Origin of the sequence: Streptomyces sp. NPDC048197 (assembly GCF_043202395.1) — a bacterium.
In the GTDB taxonomy this organism is placed as follows: domain Bacteria; phylum Actinomycetota; class Actinomycetes; order Streptomycetales; family Streptomycetaceae; genus Streptomyces; species Streptomyces siderophoricus.
The window spans coordinates 192,327-207,784 of sequence record NZ_JBIDAJ010000015.1 but is presented as its reverse complement, the minus strand read 5'-3'; the positions used below and the strand labels follow the sequence as shown (position 1 = coordinate 207,784).

The following is a 15,458-nucleotide window of genomic DNA, read 5'->3' as shown; positions in this document are numbered from 1 at the left end:
CCGGTGTTTGGGACTGCTGTCGCTTTACGTCCCAAACACCGGCCCCTCCGGCCCGTCCCCTCCCGTTGGGGGAGTGTGCGGGTGGGTGGGGGCGGAGGTCCGGGGGCGCTCAGTCGTTGTCGTCGTCGTGTGCCGGGGCGGTGCTCAGGGCGCCGGTGTCCGGGTCGACGAGCAGCTTGTGCTCCGTGCCGTCCTTGGTGACGGTCTCGACCTCCCAGACGGCCTTGGTGCGGTGGTCGTCGTCTAGTTCGACGGAGGTGACCGTGCCGTGCCCGGCCTTGCGGGCTGCGGTGGCGGCGTCCGTGCGGGCGTTCTTCAGGGCGGTGCGCTCCTGGGCGTGATCGTCGTCGTCCTCGCGGTCGACGTGCTGGTTCAGCACCCGTGCCGTCCGCGCGTCGAGGGTGACCTCGTGCCACTTTCCGTCCTTGCCCAGGACGTCCGCGTCCCAGACCAGGCCCGGGCGGTCCTGGTCGAGGTCCAGGCCGGAGACCTTGCCGGGGACGGCCTTCAGGGCGGCGGCCGCGGCCTGCGGAGCGGTCACCCGGGCGGCGCCGGCCTCGCGGAGGTCCTCGGTGTCCTGGCGGGCGTGGCCGGCCGCCGGTGCCGTGGCCGGGGCGCCGTTGCCGCTCACCGCGACGGCGGTGACCGTACCGCCCGCCAGCAGGGCGGCCGCGGCGGCGGTGGCGATGACGAGGTGGCGCTTCATGTGCTCTCCTCCGTAGTGGCGAATGCTGTGCCGCCACAGTGGCCGAACGCACCTGAAGCCCGGCTGAAGCCGGCTGAAGGGCTCTTCAGGTTCCGGATGGCAGGCTGGCCCGTATGCGCCTGTTGATCGTGGAGGACGAGCAGCGGCTGGCCCTGTCGCTGGCCAGGGGGCTGCGGGCCGAGGGGTACGCGGTCGACGTGGTGCACGACGGCCTCGAAGGGCTGCACCGTGCCGGCGAGGGCGCCTACGACCTGGTCGTGCTGGACATCATGCTGCCCGGCATGAACGGCTACCGCGTCTGCGCCGCGCTGCGGGCGGCCGGGAACGAGGTGCCGATCCTGATGCTGACCGCGAAGGACGGCGAGTACGACGAGGCCGAGGGGCTGGACACCGGCGCCGACGACTACCTGACCAAGCCGTTCTCGTACGTGGTGCTGGTGGCCCGGGTGAAGGCGCTGCTGCGGCGGCGGGGGCGGAGCGCCGCGCCGGTGTTGCGGGTGGGGGCGCTCGCCGTCGACCAGGGGGCGCGCCGGGTAGAGCGGGACGGTACCGAGGTCGCGCTGACCGCGAAGGAGTTCGCCGTACTGGAGCAACTGGCCCTGCGGGCGGGGGAGGTGGTGTCCAAGGCGGAGATCCTGGAGCACGTGTGGGACTTCGCCTACGACGGCGACGTCAACATCATCGAGGTGTATGTGAGCGCGCTGCGGCGCAAGCTCGGCGCCGGGCACATCGTGACGGTGCGCGGCGCGGGATACCGGCTGGTGGCCGGTGCGTAGGGCCGCGGGCCGGGTCCTGGGGTCGGTACGGGCCCGGGCGGCGGCCGGCGCGACCGTGGTGGTGGCGCTGGCGCTGATCGCGGCCGGTACGGCGGTGCTGCTGGTGCTGCGCGGCAATCTGCAGGACCAGGCCGGGCTGCAGGCGGAGGTCGCGGCGCGCGAGGTGGCCGCGCAGATCGCCACCGGCACGGCGTACCCGAAGCTCGATCTGCCGGACGGCGAGGACCATCCGGTGGTGGTCACCGACGAGGACGGGCGGGTGCTGGCGGCCGGCGAGGACGTACGGGCCGTCGACGGCCGGCCGGTCAAGGGCGCAGCGGCGGCGGGCGGCGGGGGCGCGGGCTTCGGCCGGTCGGGTGACGGTGACGACGATGACGGGGACGACGACCGGGGCGGGCTGCGGCCCGGTCAGGTCGACGAGGACGTGCACCACCGGGACGGGACCGCCGATGTCGACGGGACGGTGGCGGCCTACCGGTTCGCGGTGGTCGAGGCCGAGGACGGCCGGGGCGAGAAGGCCGTGGTGCGGGCGGGTTCGGCGCTGGCACCGGAGCGGGCCGCGGTCGGCTCGGTGCGGACCGCCATGCTGATCGGGCTGCCGCTGCTGCTCGTCGTGGTGGCGGGGGTGACCTGGCTGGTGACCCGGCGGGCGCTGCGGCCGGTGGAGGGCATCCGGTCGGAGATGGCGGCGATCACGGCCAGTACGGATCTGAGCCGGCGGGTGCCGGTGCCGTCGTCCCGGGACGAGATCGGCCGGCTGGCGCGCACCACCAACGAGACGCTGGCCGCGTTGGAGACGAGCGTGGAGCGGCAGCGGCGGTTCGTCGCGGACGCCTCGCACGAGCTGCGCAGTCCGATCGCCAGCCTGCGCACCCAGCTGGAAGTGGGGGTGGCGCACCCCGAGTTGCTGGACGTGCCGGGCGCGGTGGCGGACACCGTGCGGCTGCAGCGGCTGGCGGCGGACCTGTTGTTGCTGGCGCGGCTGGACGCGGGGGAGCGGCCGGCCGCGGCCCGGGTGGACCTCGCGGCGCTGGTGCGGGAGGAGCTCTCGCAGCGGGCCGGGGACCGGATTCCGGTCACCACCGGTGAGCTGGCGGGCGCCGAAGTGGCCGGTTCGCGCGGCCAGTTGGGGCGGGTGCTGGGGAACCTGCTGGAAAATGCGCAGCGGCATGCGGCCGGCGAGGTGCGGGTCGCGGTGGTGCGCGCGGGGGAGTGGGCGGTGCTGCGGGTCGAGGACGACGGGCCCGGGGTGCCGGAGGCGGACCGGGAGCGGATCTTCGAACGGTTCGTCCGGCTCGACGACGCGCGGGCGCGGGACGACGGCGGGGCCGGGCTGGGACTGGCCATCGCACGGGACGTGGCGGTCCGGCACGGCGGCACGCTGGGCGTACGGGACCGGGCGGTCTTCGAGCTGCGGCTGCCGGCGGCCGGCTGAACCGGGGCGGCCGCGGCCCCGGGGCGGGGCCGCGGCCGGGCGGTCAGATCGTGCCGCGCTGGGCGCGGAGGTGTTCGGCCACCGGGGTGAGCGAGGCCCGCAGCGACTGGAGGTCCTCGGGGGCGAAGAGGTCGATGAAGTGCTTGCGGACCGAGGCGACATGGTGCGGGGCGACCCGGCGCATGGTGTCCCAGCCCTCCTCCGTCAGCACGGCGTAGAGGCCACGGCGGTCCGATTCGCAACTCTCGCGGCGTACCAGGCCGGCGTTCTCCATCCGGGTGATCTGGTGGGAAAGACGGCTCTTGGACTGCAGGGTGCTGGCGGCCAGGTCGCTCATCCGGAGCCGGTGGTCCTCGGCCTCGGAGAGGTTGACAAGGATCTCGTAATCGTTGTTCGTCAGGCCGAACGGTTGCAGATCGCGCTCCAGTTGGTGCATCAGCAGTCTGCTGACGTCCAGATGAGTGCGCCAGGCACGCTGCTCCTGGTCGGTCAGCCAGGGAGTGTCGCTGTCGGTCGTCATGGATGAATTCTACCTGTTAAAAGTTGAATAGTGAATTAATCCCCGTGGGGTGACGACGACCGGCCGGGGCCGGGTGTGGGTCAGACGTTCGAGGTCACCGTCCGCAGACTACCGCTCACAGCCCGAAGCGGCGCTGGAGGCTCCCGAGGTTGCCGGGCAGCTGGGGCAGTTGTGAGCCACTTTGCGGAACGTGTCCGCCACCGCCCGGAACGCCCTCCTCCACCGGGACCGCGCCGGTCGCCAGCTCCGGCATCAACTGCTCCGTCGACTGCAGCAGGACCGTGCCGGCCCCCACGAACTCGAACTGGTGCTCCTCGCCCGAGGCCCCTCCGACACCGGTGTGCGCACGCAGCCCGCCGAGGAATCCCCGCAGGTACTGGTGGTCGTAGTGGTGGCACGGCGACGGGCAGTCGGCCCAGCCGACGAGCGCCTGCGGGTCCACCCGGATCGGCGGCTCCATGAAGACCACCGGCCCGTTGGACGCGGCCACGAACTTCCCCGTCCCGATCAGCGTGAGGAAGCCCGGGATGATCGACTGCTTCAACGACAGAGATGGCTGAAACGCGAGCAGATTGCCCGAGCGAATAGTGAGGTTGCCCTCATCGAGGTCGTAGGAATTCACGTCGAAGGCCCGGTCCGCGAGCAGCATCTTTCCCCGGCCCTCGGCGACGACCCAGTCCGCGGCGTGCAGTGGCGAATGGAAACTTCCGGCGATCAGCCGGTCCAGCCGGCCGTGTCCGATGCCGTGGAAGTCGATCTGCCCGTAGTAGGCGATCATCTTCCCCTTCTGCAGGAACCACTGGCCGTCCAGATCGACGCTGAAGGCGTACGGATTGACGTTGTCATCCGCGGGGAGCGAGGCGACGTCGTGGACAACGGGACCGGTCACAGCTTCTCCTCCGAGGCCTGGACGTAGACGGTGCCCTGGCCCGACAGCTCCAGCTGGAAGGCCTCGCCCGAGCCGCGGCCGACCATGTCGCGCCAGCCGAGCGCGGTGGACAGTTTGTTGCGGACCTCGCCGCGGTGCGCGACGTACGCCTGAGGATCGACGTGCACCGGGCGCTGCGGGGTGATCGGCAGCTCCAGCACGCCGCCGTGGGCCATCACCGCGACCGAACCGACGCCCGAGAGCGTCGTCGTGAACAGGCCCTGGCCGGTGACCTGGCCGCGGACCATGCCCATCACACCGCCCTGCGCGCCCAGGAACATCGTGCCCTGCTGGAGCGAGCCGTCGAAGGCCAGCAGCCGGTCGGCCTCGACGTAGAGCGTCTCGCCGGTCAGGTCCACGACGTGGACGTGATGACCGCCGTGACCGAACATCACCGTGCCGCTTCCTTCCACGGTCATCAGCGGGGTCGCCTCACCGGCGATCCGCCGCCCGATCATCGAGCCGATACCGCCCTGACCGCCCTGGATGTTCGGGGTGAACGTGACCTCCCCGCGGTACGCGAGCATCGCCCCGCGCTGGCTGAACATCCGCTGCCCGGGCGTGACCGTGGCCTGCACCATGCGGGAGTTGAGCGCAGTGAACGGCATCAGACCTCACCGCCCACGGTGTTGCGCTCGCTGGGCTGGACGTAGACCAGCCCCTCGCCCTCGAAGCGGATCTGGAACGCCTCGCCCGAGCCCTCCCCCATGAACGTGCGGAAATTCACGCCCGACTGGAAGTGCTGCTTCAGATCACCGGTGTGCGCCACATAGGCACCCGGGTCGACCTGGAGCGGGTACTGCTTGGTGACCCGCAGCACCACCGCGGGACCGTCCGAGGTGATCGCCGCCTGGCCGCTGCCCTCGACGGTGGTGGTGAACAGGCCGTTGCCCTGGGAGGCGCCGCGCAGGCCGGTGAACGTCGTGCCCGTGCGCAGCGCCGCGTCCGTGCAGAGCAGATTGCTGGCCTCCACGTACAGCTTCTCGCCCTGCAGCTGCACCAGATTGATCTCGCTGGCGCGGTCGGCGAAATAGCAGGTGCCGTGGCCCTTCACCTCCATCACGGCCATCTGCTCACCCGTGAGCCGCCGGGTGACCATGCCGCGCAGACCCTCGCCACCGCCGGTCATCTTCTTGAAGGACATCTGGCCGTCGTACGCGACCATCGCCCCGTTTTTCGCCTTGACGGCATCGCCCGTCATGTCGACGGCGAGCACCTTGCTCCCCTGGAGCCGAAACTGAGCCACGCCTCAGACGGTAACGGCCACCGGCCGTACGGGGCAGGGTCTTTGCCCCTGACATGGCCCGGATTGCGCCCTGATATGACCCGGGGATCTTCCTGGGGGGTGGGGTGGGGGTGGGGTGGTTCGGCTCACGTGGGTCCGGCTCATGCGGGTCCGGCTCGGGCCCGGGGTGGTCCGGCTCACGTCCCCCCGGCGCGGGGATCGCGGGCGCGGCTGTAACAATGGGGCGACGCTTGTGAACCCTTGCACAAGCCTGCTGCCTCCCCCGCCACCCGAACGAGGTTCTCGTGGACATCAAGACCGCCGCCGCCCTGCACCGCCTGCGCCTGGCCTCCGTTCCGGAGGCCATCTCGTTCCCCGCGCTGCTGATCTTCGGCACCGGTTTCCGGCTCGCCTTCGACTACGACGCCCTGGTGATGCCGCTCGGCCTGATCCACGGCCTGCTGTTCATCACCTACGTGGTGCTGCTGCTGGACGTGTGGAACCGCACCAAGTGGCCCTTCAAGCGCGTCGCGTTCTTCTTCCTGCTGGCGATCATCCCGTTCGGCGGCCTCTACGGGGACAGGGTGCTCAAGCGCGAGGAGGAGGCCGGCGTGATCGCCGCCCGCGCCCGCAAGGAAGGGATCGTCAACGCATGATCGTCGCCTTCTCGGTGAGCCCGCTGGGCGTCGGCGAGGACGTCGGCGCGTACGTCGCCGACGCGGTCCGCGTCGTCCGCGAGTCCGGCCTGCCGAACCGGACGGACGCGATGTTCACGTCCATCGAGGGCGAGTGGGACGAGGTCATGGACGTCGTGAAACGAGCCGTCGCGGCCGTCGAGGCACGTGCCGGTCGGGTCTCGCTGGTCCTCAAGGCGGACATCCGCCCCGGGGTCACGGACGGCCTGACGTCCAAGGTGGCAACGGTGGAACGACACCTCGCCGAGGGCTGACTTCCCACGTACCTGGCCGTCCCGCCGTGTCGCTGCGCTTTGCGGCGCGCCGTACGTACTTGGCTTTCCCGTCGCGGGGCTTGGTCGCCGTTGCGCGCTTTGCGGCGCCCCGTACGTAGCTGTCTGCTGCGCCGCGGGGCTTGCTCGCCGTTGCGCCTGCGGCGGGCTGGGTGGGTGTCGGGTGCGGTGCCAGCCCTACAGACTTCGTCCTCCGGTCTGTCCCCTCCCGTTGGGGGATGGGGGGGAGGGCGGTGGGGGTGGGCGTTGGGGGTGCAAGGGGGCCTGGGGACCCGTAGGGGTTGGTCGAACGGATCCCGTAAGGGTCGCGAGGGCCCCCTGCGGGGCCACAACCCGACGGGCTGGGACAGCTATTCCCGCTGACCAGCGACGCCAGGTGTACGCGATACGACGCGCGCCCCCACTCACCCGCACACTCCCCCAACGGGAGGGGACGGGCCGGAGGGGCCGGTGTTTGGGACGTAAAGCGTCAGCAGTCCCAAACACCGGCCCCGGAGGCCCGTCACCGCACCCACCACAAACCCAGCCCGCCGCAGGCGCAACGGCGAACAACACCCGCGGCGGGACAGACGAGTACGTGCGGGGGCGCCGCAAAGCGCAACGGCGAGACGCCCCGCGGCGGGACGGCCAAGTACGTGGGAGGCGCCGCAAAGCGCAACGGCGAGCAACCACCGCGGCGGGACAGACGGGTACGTGGGAATCAACCGAGCAGCGCCAGACCTAGTGGCGTCTGCTCATATAGCACCTCGTGGCCGTGGCGGCGGGAGGTCAGGAGGCCGGCGGCGCGGAGGACGGAGAGGTGGGCCGATACGGAGGACGGTGCGAGGCCGAGGCGGCGGGCGAGCGCCGTTGTGGAGGACGGCGCGTCGAGTGCGGCCAGTACGGCCGCCCGCTTCGGTCCCAGCAGCCGGGCGAGTGCCGGCCCGGCGTCCGGTTCGGCCCACAGGCCGCCGATCCCGCGTGCCGGGTAGATGACGGTGGGCTGCCACGGCGGATCGAAACCGCTCACCACGTCCGGCCAGGCGAAGACGCTGGGCAGCAGCAGCACACCGCGGCCGTTCAGGTCCTGGGTCTGCAGGAAGTCGGTGCGGGTCCGGACCGTGAGGGTGTCGCCCGACCACGTGAGCCGCGGATGCAGATCGGCGAACAGTCGCCGCAGCCCGCCGTCCGCCAACTGGCGTGACCGGTAGGCGATTTCGGCCTCCAGCAGGGCCCGCAGCCGGGGCCAGTCCGGGGCGAGCAGCGCATGCCAGGCCCGTTCGGTGGCGTCGGCCAGCTCCTGCACGGCACGGGCCGGATCCGCCAGTGCCGCCCGGCCGCGCGCGGACTCGGTCCCGCCGGGTGTGCAGGCCAGCGACTTGGCCATCTCGGTCCGGGCCAGTTCCGGGTCGGTGGCCCGCAGCCGTGCCAGTTCCTCGTCGAACCCGGTCGTCGGGGTGTCCGGGGGCCGGCCCAGGAAGTCCGGGGTGTAGCCCGGCGGCGAGGCCGGCATGAACAGCCACAGCGGTGTGAGGTCCAGTCCGGCCAGCGTCGTGCGCATCCGCCGTAACCACGGTGCGTGGTAGCCGTGCCGGTCGGTGCGGCGCAGGGTCCGTACCGCCTCGTGCGTCTCGCACAGCGGCGAGATGGCGAACCGGATGCGCAGCAGGTCGTCGGCGCCGAAGTGCAGATGCAGCGGCATGACCGCGGGACCTCCCCCGGGATTCGGCATGAGGCCGGGACTCGGCATGGGGCCGGGATCCGGCATGGGGCCGGGATTCGGCTGGGGCCGAAAGATTACGGGACGAGGGCGGCGCGCGGCAGTCTGCCGCCATGTCCGCGACCACCGGGCCCGTTCCGCCGGGCCGTACTCCCGCACGCCCTGAGCAGGACCCCAGGGACAGCCCCGAGGAGGGCCTCGGGGACGGTCCTGAGGAGAGCCCCGAGGAGCGCCCCAAGGGCGGCCCCGAGCAGAGCCCCAAGGACAGTCCTGGGGAAGGCCCCAAGGACAGTCCTGGGGAAGGCCCCAAGGACAGTCCTGGGGAAGGCATCAAGGACAGGCCAGGGGAAGGCCCCAAGGTCGGCAGCGGCCCAGTCCCTCCCGGGCGTCCGGCCCGTTACCGTGCGGTCTTCGCCGTGCCGGAATTCCGTGCGGTCTTCGCCGCGCACCTGCTGTCCTCCCTCGGAGTGGTCGTCTGTGAGATCGCGCTGTCCGTGCTGGTCTTCCGGCGCACCGACTCCCCGCTGCTGAGCGCGCTGACCTTCGCGCTCGGGCTGCTGCCGTACGTTCTCGGCGGGACGCTGCTGTCCGCCGTCGCCGACCGGTACCCGGCCCGCCGGGTGCTGGTGGTCTGCGATCTGCTGTGCGCGCTGGCGGCGGCCGGGATGGTCCTGCCGGGCACACCGGTGGCCGTGCTGCTCGTCCTGCGCTGTCTGATCGCCGCCATCGCCCCGGTCTTCGCCGGGACCCGGGCTGCCACGCTCGGCGACATCCTCGGCGAGGGCGAGCGGTTCGTCCTGGGCCGGTCGGTGATCCGCATCGTGAACCAGAGTGCCCAACTGGTGGGCTTCGGCGTCGGTGGGCTGTTGGTGGCCGTGGTGACGCCCCGGGCGGTGCTCGCCCTCACGGGCCTCACCTTCCTCGGCTCGGCGCTGCTGCTGCGCCTCGGCACCCGGGCCCGCCCGGCCCGGGACGGCGGTGGCCCGGCGGACGGGCGCGGGGCCCTGCTGGGCGCGTCCCTGGGCGGCGTACGGCGGCTGCTGGCGGACCGCAGGGTGCGCGCGCTGCTGCTCCTGACCTGGCTGCCGCCGGCCTTCGTGGTCATCCCCGAGGCGCTGCTCGTCCCCTACGCCGACCAGCTCGGCGCCGGCCCGGGCGGTGCGGGTCTGTTGATGTGCAGCATGCCGATCGGTGCCGTGGTGGCGGAGAGCCTGGTCGGCTCGCTCCTGGGGCCGCGGGCCCGGTCCCGGCTCACCTTCCCCATGGGCGTCTTCGCCGTCCTGCCGTCCCTCGGCTTCGCCGCGCAGCCCTCGCTGGGCTGGGCGGTGCTGCTCCTCGTACTGACCGGTACCGGCATCTCGTACAACTTCGGGGTGGACCGGTGGTTCGTCGCCGCGGTCCCCGAGGAGTTGCTGGGGCAGGGGATGACGGTGGTGCAGGCGGGGCGGATGACGGCGATGGGCCTGGCGATGGGCGCGGCCGGTCTCGCGGCGGAGTATGCGCCGCTGCGGGCCGTGATGCCGGCGGCGGGGGCGCTCGGTGTGCTCTGCGTCCTCGCCGTGATCCGCGAGGTCCGGCGGACCGCCCGGACCGACCACCGGCGGACCGCTCCGGGCAGTCCTCCGGCGGACCACTTCCGGGCCACCCCGGGCCGACCACCAACGGACCGTCCCGCGCCGCCCGTCCCGCCCACCGGCCGGCCACCCCGGGCCGACCACCCGGGGCGACCACCGGGCTGACCGCCCCGGCCGACCACCGACGGACCGCTCCGGACCGCCCCGGCCGACCACCGACGGACCGCCCCGCGCCGCCCCGTCCCGACCACCGGCGGGCGGGACCGCTCTCCCGTCTCCCGCGACCGCTGAGTGAGACCGAAAACTGAGACAAGGCTGACCACAATATGACCGCCGGGTAGGGTCGGAGACGTGCCGAAGCCGCTCAGCCTTGCTTTCGATCCCATCGCGCGCGCCGACGAACTGTGGCGCCAGAGGTGGGGAGCCGTGCCGTCGATGGGCGCGATCACGTCGATCATGCGCGCCCATCAGATCCTGCTGTCCGAGGTGGACGCGGTGGTCAAGCCGTACGGGCTGACCTTCGCCCGCTATGAGGCGCTGGTGCTGCTGACCTTCTCCAAGGCCGGTGAGCTGCCGATGTCCAAGATCGGCGAGCGGCTCATGGTGCATCCGACCTCGGTCACGAATACCGTCGACCGGCTGGTGAAGTCCGGCCTGGTCGCCAAGCGGCCCAACCCGAACGACGGGCGGGGCACCCTCGCCTCCATCACGGAGAAGGGCCGCGAGGTCTGCGACGCCGCGACCCGGGACCTGATGGCGATGGATTTCGGACTCGGCGCGTACGACGACGAGGAGTGCGCGGAGATCTTCGCGATGCTGCGCCCGCTGCGGGTTGCGGCCGAGGACTTCAAGGACGGGAGCTGAGCCTGCGGGGCAGGGTCCCTGCAGGTCAGCATGCTTGTGTCCGGTATCCGCGGGGAGGGTCCGCGAGGAGGCCTCACCCGGTCCGGGGCACGTGCGTGCTCCCCGCGTCCGCGGGGATTTTCCGGGCGGTTACGCTCGTATCCATGAAATCCAGCGTGCTGACCCGCTATCGGGTAATGGCCTACGTCACGGCCGTGATGCTGCTGGCGCTCTGCGCCTGCATGATCGCCAAGTACGGCTTCGGGATCGGCAAGGACCTCACCCTGGTCGTCGCCCAGGTACACGGCGTGCTCTACATCATCTACCTGATCTTCGCCTTCGATCTGGGCTCCAAGGCCCGGTGGCCGTTCGGCAAGCTCCTGTGGCTGCTGGTCTCCGGCACGATCCCGACCGCGGCGTTCTTCGTCGAGCGCCAGGTGGTGCGCGAGGTCGAGCCGCTGCTCGCCGAGAACGCGGCGGAGCCGGTCAAGGCCTGACCCCGCTCCCGTCCGCCGTCCTCCGTCACGCGCCCGTCCCTCACCGGCACGGGCGCGTTTTCGCGTTCCCGCTTCCCCACCCCGGCCCCGCCGCAGCCCCGCGCCAGCCCCAAGCCCTTGCCTCCCCCGCCCCGCTACGGCGTGTGACCGCCGCGACTCGAAGGCCACTCCCGTCGACAAGTACTAGGACGTCCTAGTAAATTCGATCGTATGGACGCTGACGCGATCGAGGAAGGCCGCCGTCGCTGGCAGGCCCGGTATGACGCCGCACGCAAGCGGGACGCGGACTTCAGCACGCTCTCGGGCGATCCCGTCGAGCCGGTGTACGGGCCCCGGCCCGGGGATTCCGTCGAGGGCTTCGAGCGGATCGGATGGCCGGGCGAGTACCCCTTCACCCGTGGCCTGTACCCGACCGGCTACCGCGGCCGCACCTGGACCATCCGCCAGTTCGCGGGCTTCGGCAACGCCGAGCAGACGAACGAGCGCTACAAGATGATCCTGGGCAACGGCGGGGGCGGGCTCTCGGTCGCCTTCGACATGCCGACGCTCATGGGGCGGGACTCCGACGACCCGCGCTCGCTCGGAGAGGTCGGCCACTGCGGTGTGGCCATCGACTCCGCCGCCGACATGGAGGTCCTCTTCAAGGACATCCCGCTCGGCGACGTCACGACGTCGATGACGATCAGCGGCCCGGCCGTGCCGGTCTTCTGCATGTACCTCGTCGCCGCCGAGCGGCAGGGCGTCGATCCGGGGGTGCTCAACGGGACCCTGCAGACCGACATCTTCAAGGAGTACATCGCCCAGAAGGAATGGCTCTTCCAGCCGGAGCCGCATCTGCGCCTCATCGGCGACCTGATGGAGCACTGCGCGCACGGCATTCCCGCGTACAAGCCGCTGTCGGTGTCCGGCTATCACATCCGCGAGGCCGGGGCGACGGCCGCGCAGGAGCTGGCGTACACCCTCGCGGACGGTTTCGGATACGTCGAACTGGGACTCAGCCGCGGCCTGGACGTCAACACCTTCGCGCCCGGACTCTCCTTCTTCTTCGACGCCCATCTCGATTTCTTCGAGGAAATCGCCAAATTCCGTGCGGCCCGCCGCATTTGGGCCCGCTGGATGCGGGACGTCTACGGTGCGACGAGCGAAAAGGCGCAGTGGCTCCGCTTCCACACCCAGACGGCCGGTGTTTCGCTGACCGCTCAGCAGCCGTACAACAACGTCGTACGGACCGCGGTCGAGGCGCTGGCGGCGGTGCTGGGCGGCACCAACTCCCTGCACACCAACGCCCTGGACGAAACCCTCGCGCTGCCGAGTGAGCAGGCCGCCGAAATCGCGCTGCGTACGCAGCAGGTGCTGATGGAGGAGACCGGGGTCGCCAATGTGGCGGATCCGCTGGGCGGTTCGTGGTTCATCGAGCAGCTGACGGACCGCATCGAGGCGGATGCGGAGAAGATCTTCGACCAGATCAAGGAACGGGGTCTGCGGGCGCATCCCGACGGGCAGCACCCCATCGGTCCCATGACCTCCGGAATTCTGCGCGGCATCGAGGACGGCTGGTTCACCGGCGAAATCGCCGAATCCGCCTTCCGTTACCAGCAGGCGCTGGAAAAGGGCGACAAGAAGGTCGTGGGCGTCAATTGCCACGAAGGTTCGGTCACCGGCGACCTGGAAATTCTCCGGGTCAGCCACGAAGTCGAACGCGAGCAGGTCCGCGTCCTCGCCTCCCGCAAGGCCGCCCGCGACGACGCTCGGGTGAAGGCATCACTGGAGGGTATGCTCGCCGCCGCCCGCAACGGCGACAACATGATCGAGCCGATGCTGGAGGCCGTACGGGCCGAGGCGACACTCGGCGAGATCTGCGGGGTGCTGCGGGACGAATGGGGGGTCTATACGGAGCCTGCCGGGTTCTGACTTCCTGCCGGGCCCGACGAACGCCGCGGGCCCGGCCCTGTCCCGGCTCAGCCGGGAAGTGCGAACGCGAGAAGCGGGCCGGCGGCGAGGCCGATGACGCCGATTACCGCGATGCCGACCACGACGACGCGGCCGGCCGTGCCCTTGGTGCTCCGCCACGAATCCGCCAGGCTCATGCCGTTCTTGTCGAGCTTCGTTACGAACCAGAAGACGACGAACGCCTCGATGAGCAGCAGCCCGGAAGCGATCAGGAACATCTTCAGCGCACCGTGGGGGTCATCCGGCAAGACCTCGTTGCCGCTGCGCTGGGTCGACAGCGTGTGTCCCTTGGGGTACTCGGCCGCGAGGCCGCTCACGTGGGCGTTGTCGGCCACGACTTTCCCGTCGTCCGCCCGGAACGTGCCGTTGCAGGTGAAGGTGTCGGGGGATCGGCTCGTGTGCCGTTTCCCGCTGACGGGATGCTTCCTATAGCAGTAGTCGACCGTGAGCTTCCCATGCGTCCCCGCGATTCCCGCCTGGATCAGCCCCATCCAGGCGACAACGACACTGGCCGCCAGGACGCCCAGAATGGCGAACAGATGGACGCAGCGCCACCAAATACGCTTGAGGTCTTTTAGGTGAAATGTCTGGGGCATGGGGACATTCTCTTCTCTGGTCACGTACGAGGGGCGGTACTGGTCTGTGAAGTTGATCTTCACCGCCCACTCACTCTGTCGCCGTGGTCGTCGGATACCGTACGACACAGGATTTGCGCGGTACTTAAGCGCTTCGGTCAACGCGCATCAACGCACACAAGGGGGACCCGTGGCAGGCTCCGGCTACGACGTCGATCCGGCCGTTCTCAAGGCGCAGGGCGGTGTCTTCAAGGACATCGGCTCCGATTTCAGCGCTGCCGCAAAGAAGTTGGCGGCCACGCTCAAAGAGGCCGAGGACTGGGGTGACGACGATGTGCTCAAGTATTTCATGGACGTTTACTCACCGGTGAGCGCAGGTCTCGTCGAGTCGATGCCCACCCTCGGTGAAGGGCTCTCCGTGATCGGGGAAAAGCTTGAGGCGACGGGCGAGCATTACGCCACCACCGAGCAGGATCAGCACGATCACCTTGCCAAGTACGCGGCGAGTCGCCCCAAATTTGCGAATTGACGGCGATTCAGCTCGGGACACCCCCGCAAACACCCTTACATCAACGAAAGTACGCTTCCCGGGGGAGTGACGCATAGTGGCCACCATCATGCTTCCTGTCGAGGTCGACTGGGTTCTCGACCTGCTGGGCTTCCAATGGCCCAATATCGACGAGGACAAGATGCGCGACGCGGCCGAGGCCTGGAGCAGCTTCGCCGCCTCTGTCCGTAGGGCCCAACAGCAGGGTGAGAGCGCCACCCAAGCGGTGCGCGGCGCCAACTCCGGTGAGGCGATCGAGGCATTCAACGACAAGTGGAAGAAGTTCTCCGGCGACGGCTTCCTCGATGAGTCCGCCGAGGCCGCCGAGGCGCTTGCCATCGTGCTGCAGATCGTGGCCACCATCATCATGGTGATGAAGATCGCGGTGATCGCTCAGCTCATCGCGTTGGCCATCGAGTTCGCGGCGGCCCAGGCCGCCGCGCCGGTCACGCTGGGTGCCTCGGAGGCCGGGGCGGCCGCCGCCACGGCGACGACCCGGGTCATGGTTCGCCAGATCATCAGCAAGGCGAAGGACCAGATCATTCAGGCCATCAAGGACGCCATCGCCCAGAAGGTGAAGCGGTCGGGCAAGGAGATCGCGCTTGATCTGGCCAAGGAACTCGGTATCGACGCCGGCAAGAAGCTCGTCGGGAACCTCGCCACACAGGGGATCAAGAGCCACTTCGGGGCGCAGAAGGGGTTCGACTTCGGGGCTGCGGGTGAGGCCTTGACCAAGCCCTTTGTCGACAAGGGAAAGGAGGTTGTCGACGGCGCCAAGGGGGTGGGCGAGCTGGGCCAGGGTCTCGGGAAGATGGCGACGGGCGATTTCAGCGAGGGCGCCAAGCAGGCCTACGAGGGGGAGCAGAAGGCCGCCAAGGTTGCCAAGACCGTTTACGGCGCCACCTACAAGGACCCCGAGCCGGCCGCCTCGGGTGACGGCACGTCGTCGGAAGGCGGCGACGGCAGCTCCTCCGAGGGCGGGTCCTCCGAGGGCGGTTCCACTTCCTCGTCATCCTCATCCTCTTCCTCGGCCGAAGCCGGCTCCGGTGATGCGTCGTCCTCCAGCAGTGGCTCCGACGGCTCGAACTCGTCGTCCGCCGCCTCCGCGGGCGGAGCTGCCAGGTCCCGCGCCGAGAGCAACACCAACACCGATAACGACGGCGGCCAGGACGAGGCCGCACGCGTCCGCAACGCCTTCGGCTGACGCCGACCCGTA

General features: G+C 70.4%; 17 protein-coding genes. 10 read left to right on the top strand and 7 right to left on the bottom strand.

Annotated elements, in window-relative coordinates:
- Positions 1-109: 109 nt before the first annotated feature.
- A complete protein-coding gene (locus ACGF4C_RS21350) occupies positions 110-706 on the bottom strand; it encodes a PepSY domain-containing protein (protein WP_393568286.1) in 597 nt (198 codons plus the stop codon).
- A 113-nt stretch (positions 707-819) separates the two neighbouring features.
- Between ACGF4C_RS21350 and ACGF4C_RS21345 the strand changes: the two genes are divergently transcribed.
- Positions 820-1,482 carry a response regulator transcription factor gene (locus ACGF4C_RS21345; RefSeq protein ID WP_393568284.1) on the top strand — a complete coding sequence of 221 codons (663 nt, stop codon included), beginning with the start codon at positions 820-822 and terminating at the stop codon, positions 1,480-1,482.
- Between the two features lie 16 nt (positions 1,483-1,498).
- Positions 1,499-2,917: an ATP-binding protein gene (locus tag ACGF4C_RS21340; RefSeq protein ID WP_393568303.1), complete on the top strand. Its 1,419-nt coding sequence runs from the start codon at positions 1,499-1,501 to the stop codon at positions 2,915-2,917.
- A 43-nt stretch (positions 2,918-2,960) separates the two neighbouring features.
- On the opposite strand, the gene ACGF4C_RS21335 is transcribed toward ACGF4C_RS21340, so the two are convergent.
- The 4 genes from ACGF4C_RS21335 to ACGF4C_RS21320 all read right to left on the bottom strand — a co-directional run bounded on the left by ACGF4C_RS21335 (position 2,961) and on the right by ACGF4C_RS21320 (position 5,611).
- Positions 2,961-3,437, bottom strand: coding sequence for a MarR family winged helix-turn-helix transcriptional regulator (locus tag ACGF4C_RS21335; RefSeq protein ID WP_030414106.1), 477 nt, complete (start codon positions 3,435-3,437; stop codon positions 2,961-2,963).
- A gap of 115 nt (positions 3,438-3,552) precedes the next feature.
- Complete coding sequence (locus ACGF4C_RS21330; RefSeq protein WP_393568282.1) at positions 3,553-4,326, bottom strand: AIM24 family protein; 774 nt, start codon at positions 4,324-4,326, stop codon at positions 3,553-3,555.
- Positions 4,323-4,973 carry an AIM24 family protein gene (locus tag ACGF4C_RS21325; protein WP_393568281.1) on the bottom strand — a complete coding sequence of 217 codons (651 nt, stop codon included), beginning with the start codon at positions 4,971-4,973 and terminating at the stop codon, positions 4,323-4,325. The genes ACGF4C_RS21330 and ACGF4C_RS21325 overlap by 4 nt, the downstream gene beginning before the upstream one ends.
- Complete coding sequence (locus ACGF4C_RS21320) at positions 4,973-5,611, bottom strand: AIM24 family protein (protein WP_393568279.1); 639 nt, start codon at positions 5,609-5,611, stop codon at positions 4,973-4,975. The genes ACGF4C_RS21325 and ACGF4C_RS21320 overlap by 1 nt, the downstream gene beginning before the upstream one ends.
- Before the next feature lie 284 nt (positions 5,612-5,895).
- Here ACGF4C_RS21320 and ACGF4C_RS21315 point away from each other — a divergent pair, with 284 nt between their 5' ends.
- Together ACGF4C_RS21315 and ACGF4C_RS21310 are read left to right on the top strand one after the other, a co-directional pair.
- A complete protein-coding gene (locus ACGF4C_RS21315; RefSeq protein WP_030414102.1) occupies positions 5,896-6,246 on the top strand; it encodes a DUF3817 domain-containing protein in 351 nt (116 codons plus the stop codon).
- The gene (locus ACGF4C_RS21310; protein ID WP_030414101.1) at positions 6,243-6,539 is read left to right on the top strand and encodes an MTH1187 family thiamine-binding protein; all 297 of its coding nucleotides are present in this window, start codon (positions 6,243-6,245) and stop codon (positions 6,537-6,539) included. The genes ACGF4C_RS21315 and ACGF4C_RS21310 overlap by 4 nt, the downstream gene beginning before the upstream one ends.
- A gap of 718 nt (positions 6,540-7,257) precedes the next feature.
- Here the strand turns inward: ACGF4C_RS21310 and ACGF4C_RS21305 are convergent.
- Positions 7,258-8,238 carry a DUF5937 family protein gene (locus ACGF4C_RS21305; RefSeq protein ID WP_393568276.1) on the bottom strand — a complete coding sequence of 327 codons (981 nt, stop codon included), beginning with the start codon at positions 8,236-8,238 and terminating at the stop codon, positions 7,258-7,260.
- 131 nt (positions 8,239-8,369) lie between these two features.
- On the opposite strand from ACGF4C_RS21305, the gene ACGF4C_RS21300 reads away from it, so the two are divergent.
- The 4 genes from ACGF4C_RS21300 to ACGF4C_RS21285 all read left to right on the top strand — a co-directional run bounded on the left by ACGF4C_RS21300 (position 8,370) and on the right by ACGF4C_RS21285 (position 13,081).
- Positions 8,370-9,995, top strand: coding sequence for an MFS transporter (locus ACGF4C_RS21300; RefSeq protein WP_393568274.1), 1,626 nt, complete (start codon positions 8,370-8,372; stop codon positions 9,993-9,995).
- 186 nt (positions 9,996-10,181) lie between these two features.
- Positions 10,182-10,694, top strand: a complete 513-nt coding sequence (locus tag ACGF4C_RS21295; protein WP_393568272.1) for a MarR family winged helix-turn-helix transcriptional regulator — start codon at positions 10,182-10,184, stop codon at positions 10,692-10,694.
- Positions 10,695-10,837: 143 nt separating this feature from the next.
- Positions 10,838-11,170, top strand: a complete 333-nt coding sequence (locus tag ACGF4C_RS21290; RefSeq protein WP_030417254.1) for a DUF3817 domain-containing protein — start codon at positions 10,838-10,840, stop codon at positions 11,168-11,170.
- Between the two features lie 210 nt (positions 11,171-11,380).
- Positions 11,381-13,081 carry a methylmalonyl-CoA mutase gene (locus tag ACGF4C_RS21285; protein WP_393568269.1) on the top strand — a complete coding sequence of 567 codons (1,701 nt, stop codon included), beginning with the start codon at positions 11,381-11,383 and terminating at the stop codon, positions 13,079-13,081.
- 47 nt (positions 13,082-13,128) lie between these two features.
- Here the strand turns inward: ACGF4C_RS21285 and ACGF4C_RS21280 are convergent, their stop codons facing one another.
- Positions 13,129-13,779, bottom strand: a complete 651-nt coding sequence (locus ACGF4C_RS21280; protein WP_393568267.1) for a hypothetical protein — start codon at positions 13,777-13,779, stop codon at positions 13,129-13,131.
- A 106-nt stretch (positions 13,780-13,885) separates the two neighbouring features.
- On the opposite strand from ACGF4C_RS21280, the gene ACGF4C_RS21275 reads away from it, so the two are divergent.
- Together ACGF4C_RS21275 and ACGF4C_RS21270 are read left to right on the top strand one after the other, a co-directional pair.
- Positions 13,886-14,224, top strand: a complete 339-nt coding sequence (locus ACGF4C_RS21275) for a hypothetical protein (protein WP_201811201.1) — start codon at positions 13,886-13,888, stop codon at positions 14,222-14,224.
- A gap of 76 nt (positions 14,225-14,300) precedes the next feature.
- Entirely contained in the window at positions 14,301-15,446 is a 1,146-nt protein-coding gene (locus ACGF4C_RS21270) for a hypothetical protein (RefSeq protein ID WP_393568265.1), read from the top strand.
- Positions 15,447-15,458 lie beyond the last annotated feature (12 nt).

What these genes read in the sequence shown, in the direction of transcription:
- ACGF4C_RS21345 (WP_393568284.1), top strand. Translation starts at nt 820, where the DNA reads ATGCGCCTGTTGATCGTGGAGGACGAGCAGCGGCTGGCCCTGTCGCTG.
- ACGF4C_RS21290 (WP_030417254.1), top strand. Translation starts at nt 10,838, where the DNA reads ATGAAATCCAGCGTGCTGACCCGCTATCGGGTAATGGCCTACGTCACG.
- ACGF4C_RS21335 (WP_030414106.1), bottom strand. Translation starts at nt 3,437, where the DNA reads ATGACGACCGACAGCGACACTCCCTGGCTGACCGACCAGGAGCAGCGT.
- ACGF4C_RS21285 (WP_393568269.1), top strand. Translation starts at nt 11,381, where the DNA reads ATGGACGCTGACGCGATCGAGGAAGGCCGCCGTCGCTGGCAGGCCCGG.
- ACGF4C_RS21310 (WP_030414101.1), top strand. Translation starts at nt 6,243, where the DNA reads ATGATCGTCGCCTTCTCGGTGAGCCCGCTGGGCGTCGGCGAGGACGTC.
- ACGF4C_RS21300 (WP_393568274.1), top strand. Translation starts at nt 8,370, where the DNA reads ATGTCCGCGACCACCGGGCCCGTTCCGCCGGGCCGTACTCCCGCACGC.
- ACGF4C_RS21350 (WP_393568286.1), bottom strand. Translation starts at nt 706, where the DNA reads ATGAAGCGCCACCTCGTCATCGCCACCGCCGCCGCGGCCGCCCTGCTG.
- ACGF4C_RS21305 (WP_393568276.1), bottom strand. Translation starts at nt 8,238, where the DNA reads ATGCCGCTGCATCTGCACTTCGGCGCCGACGACCTGCTGCGCATCCGG.
- ACGF4C_RS21325 (WP_393568281.1), bottom strand. Translation starts at nt 4,973, where the DNA reads ATGCCGTTCACTGCGCTCAACTCCCGCATGGTGCAGGCCACGGTCACG.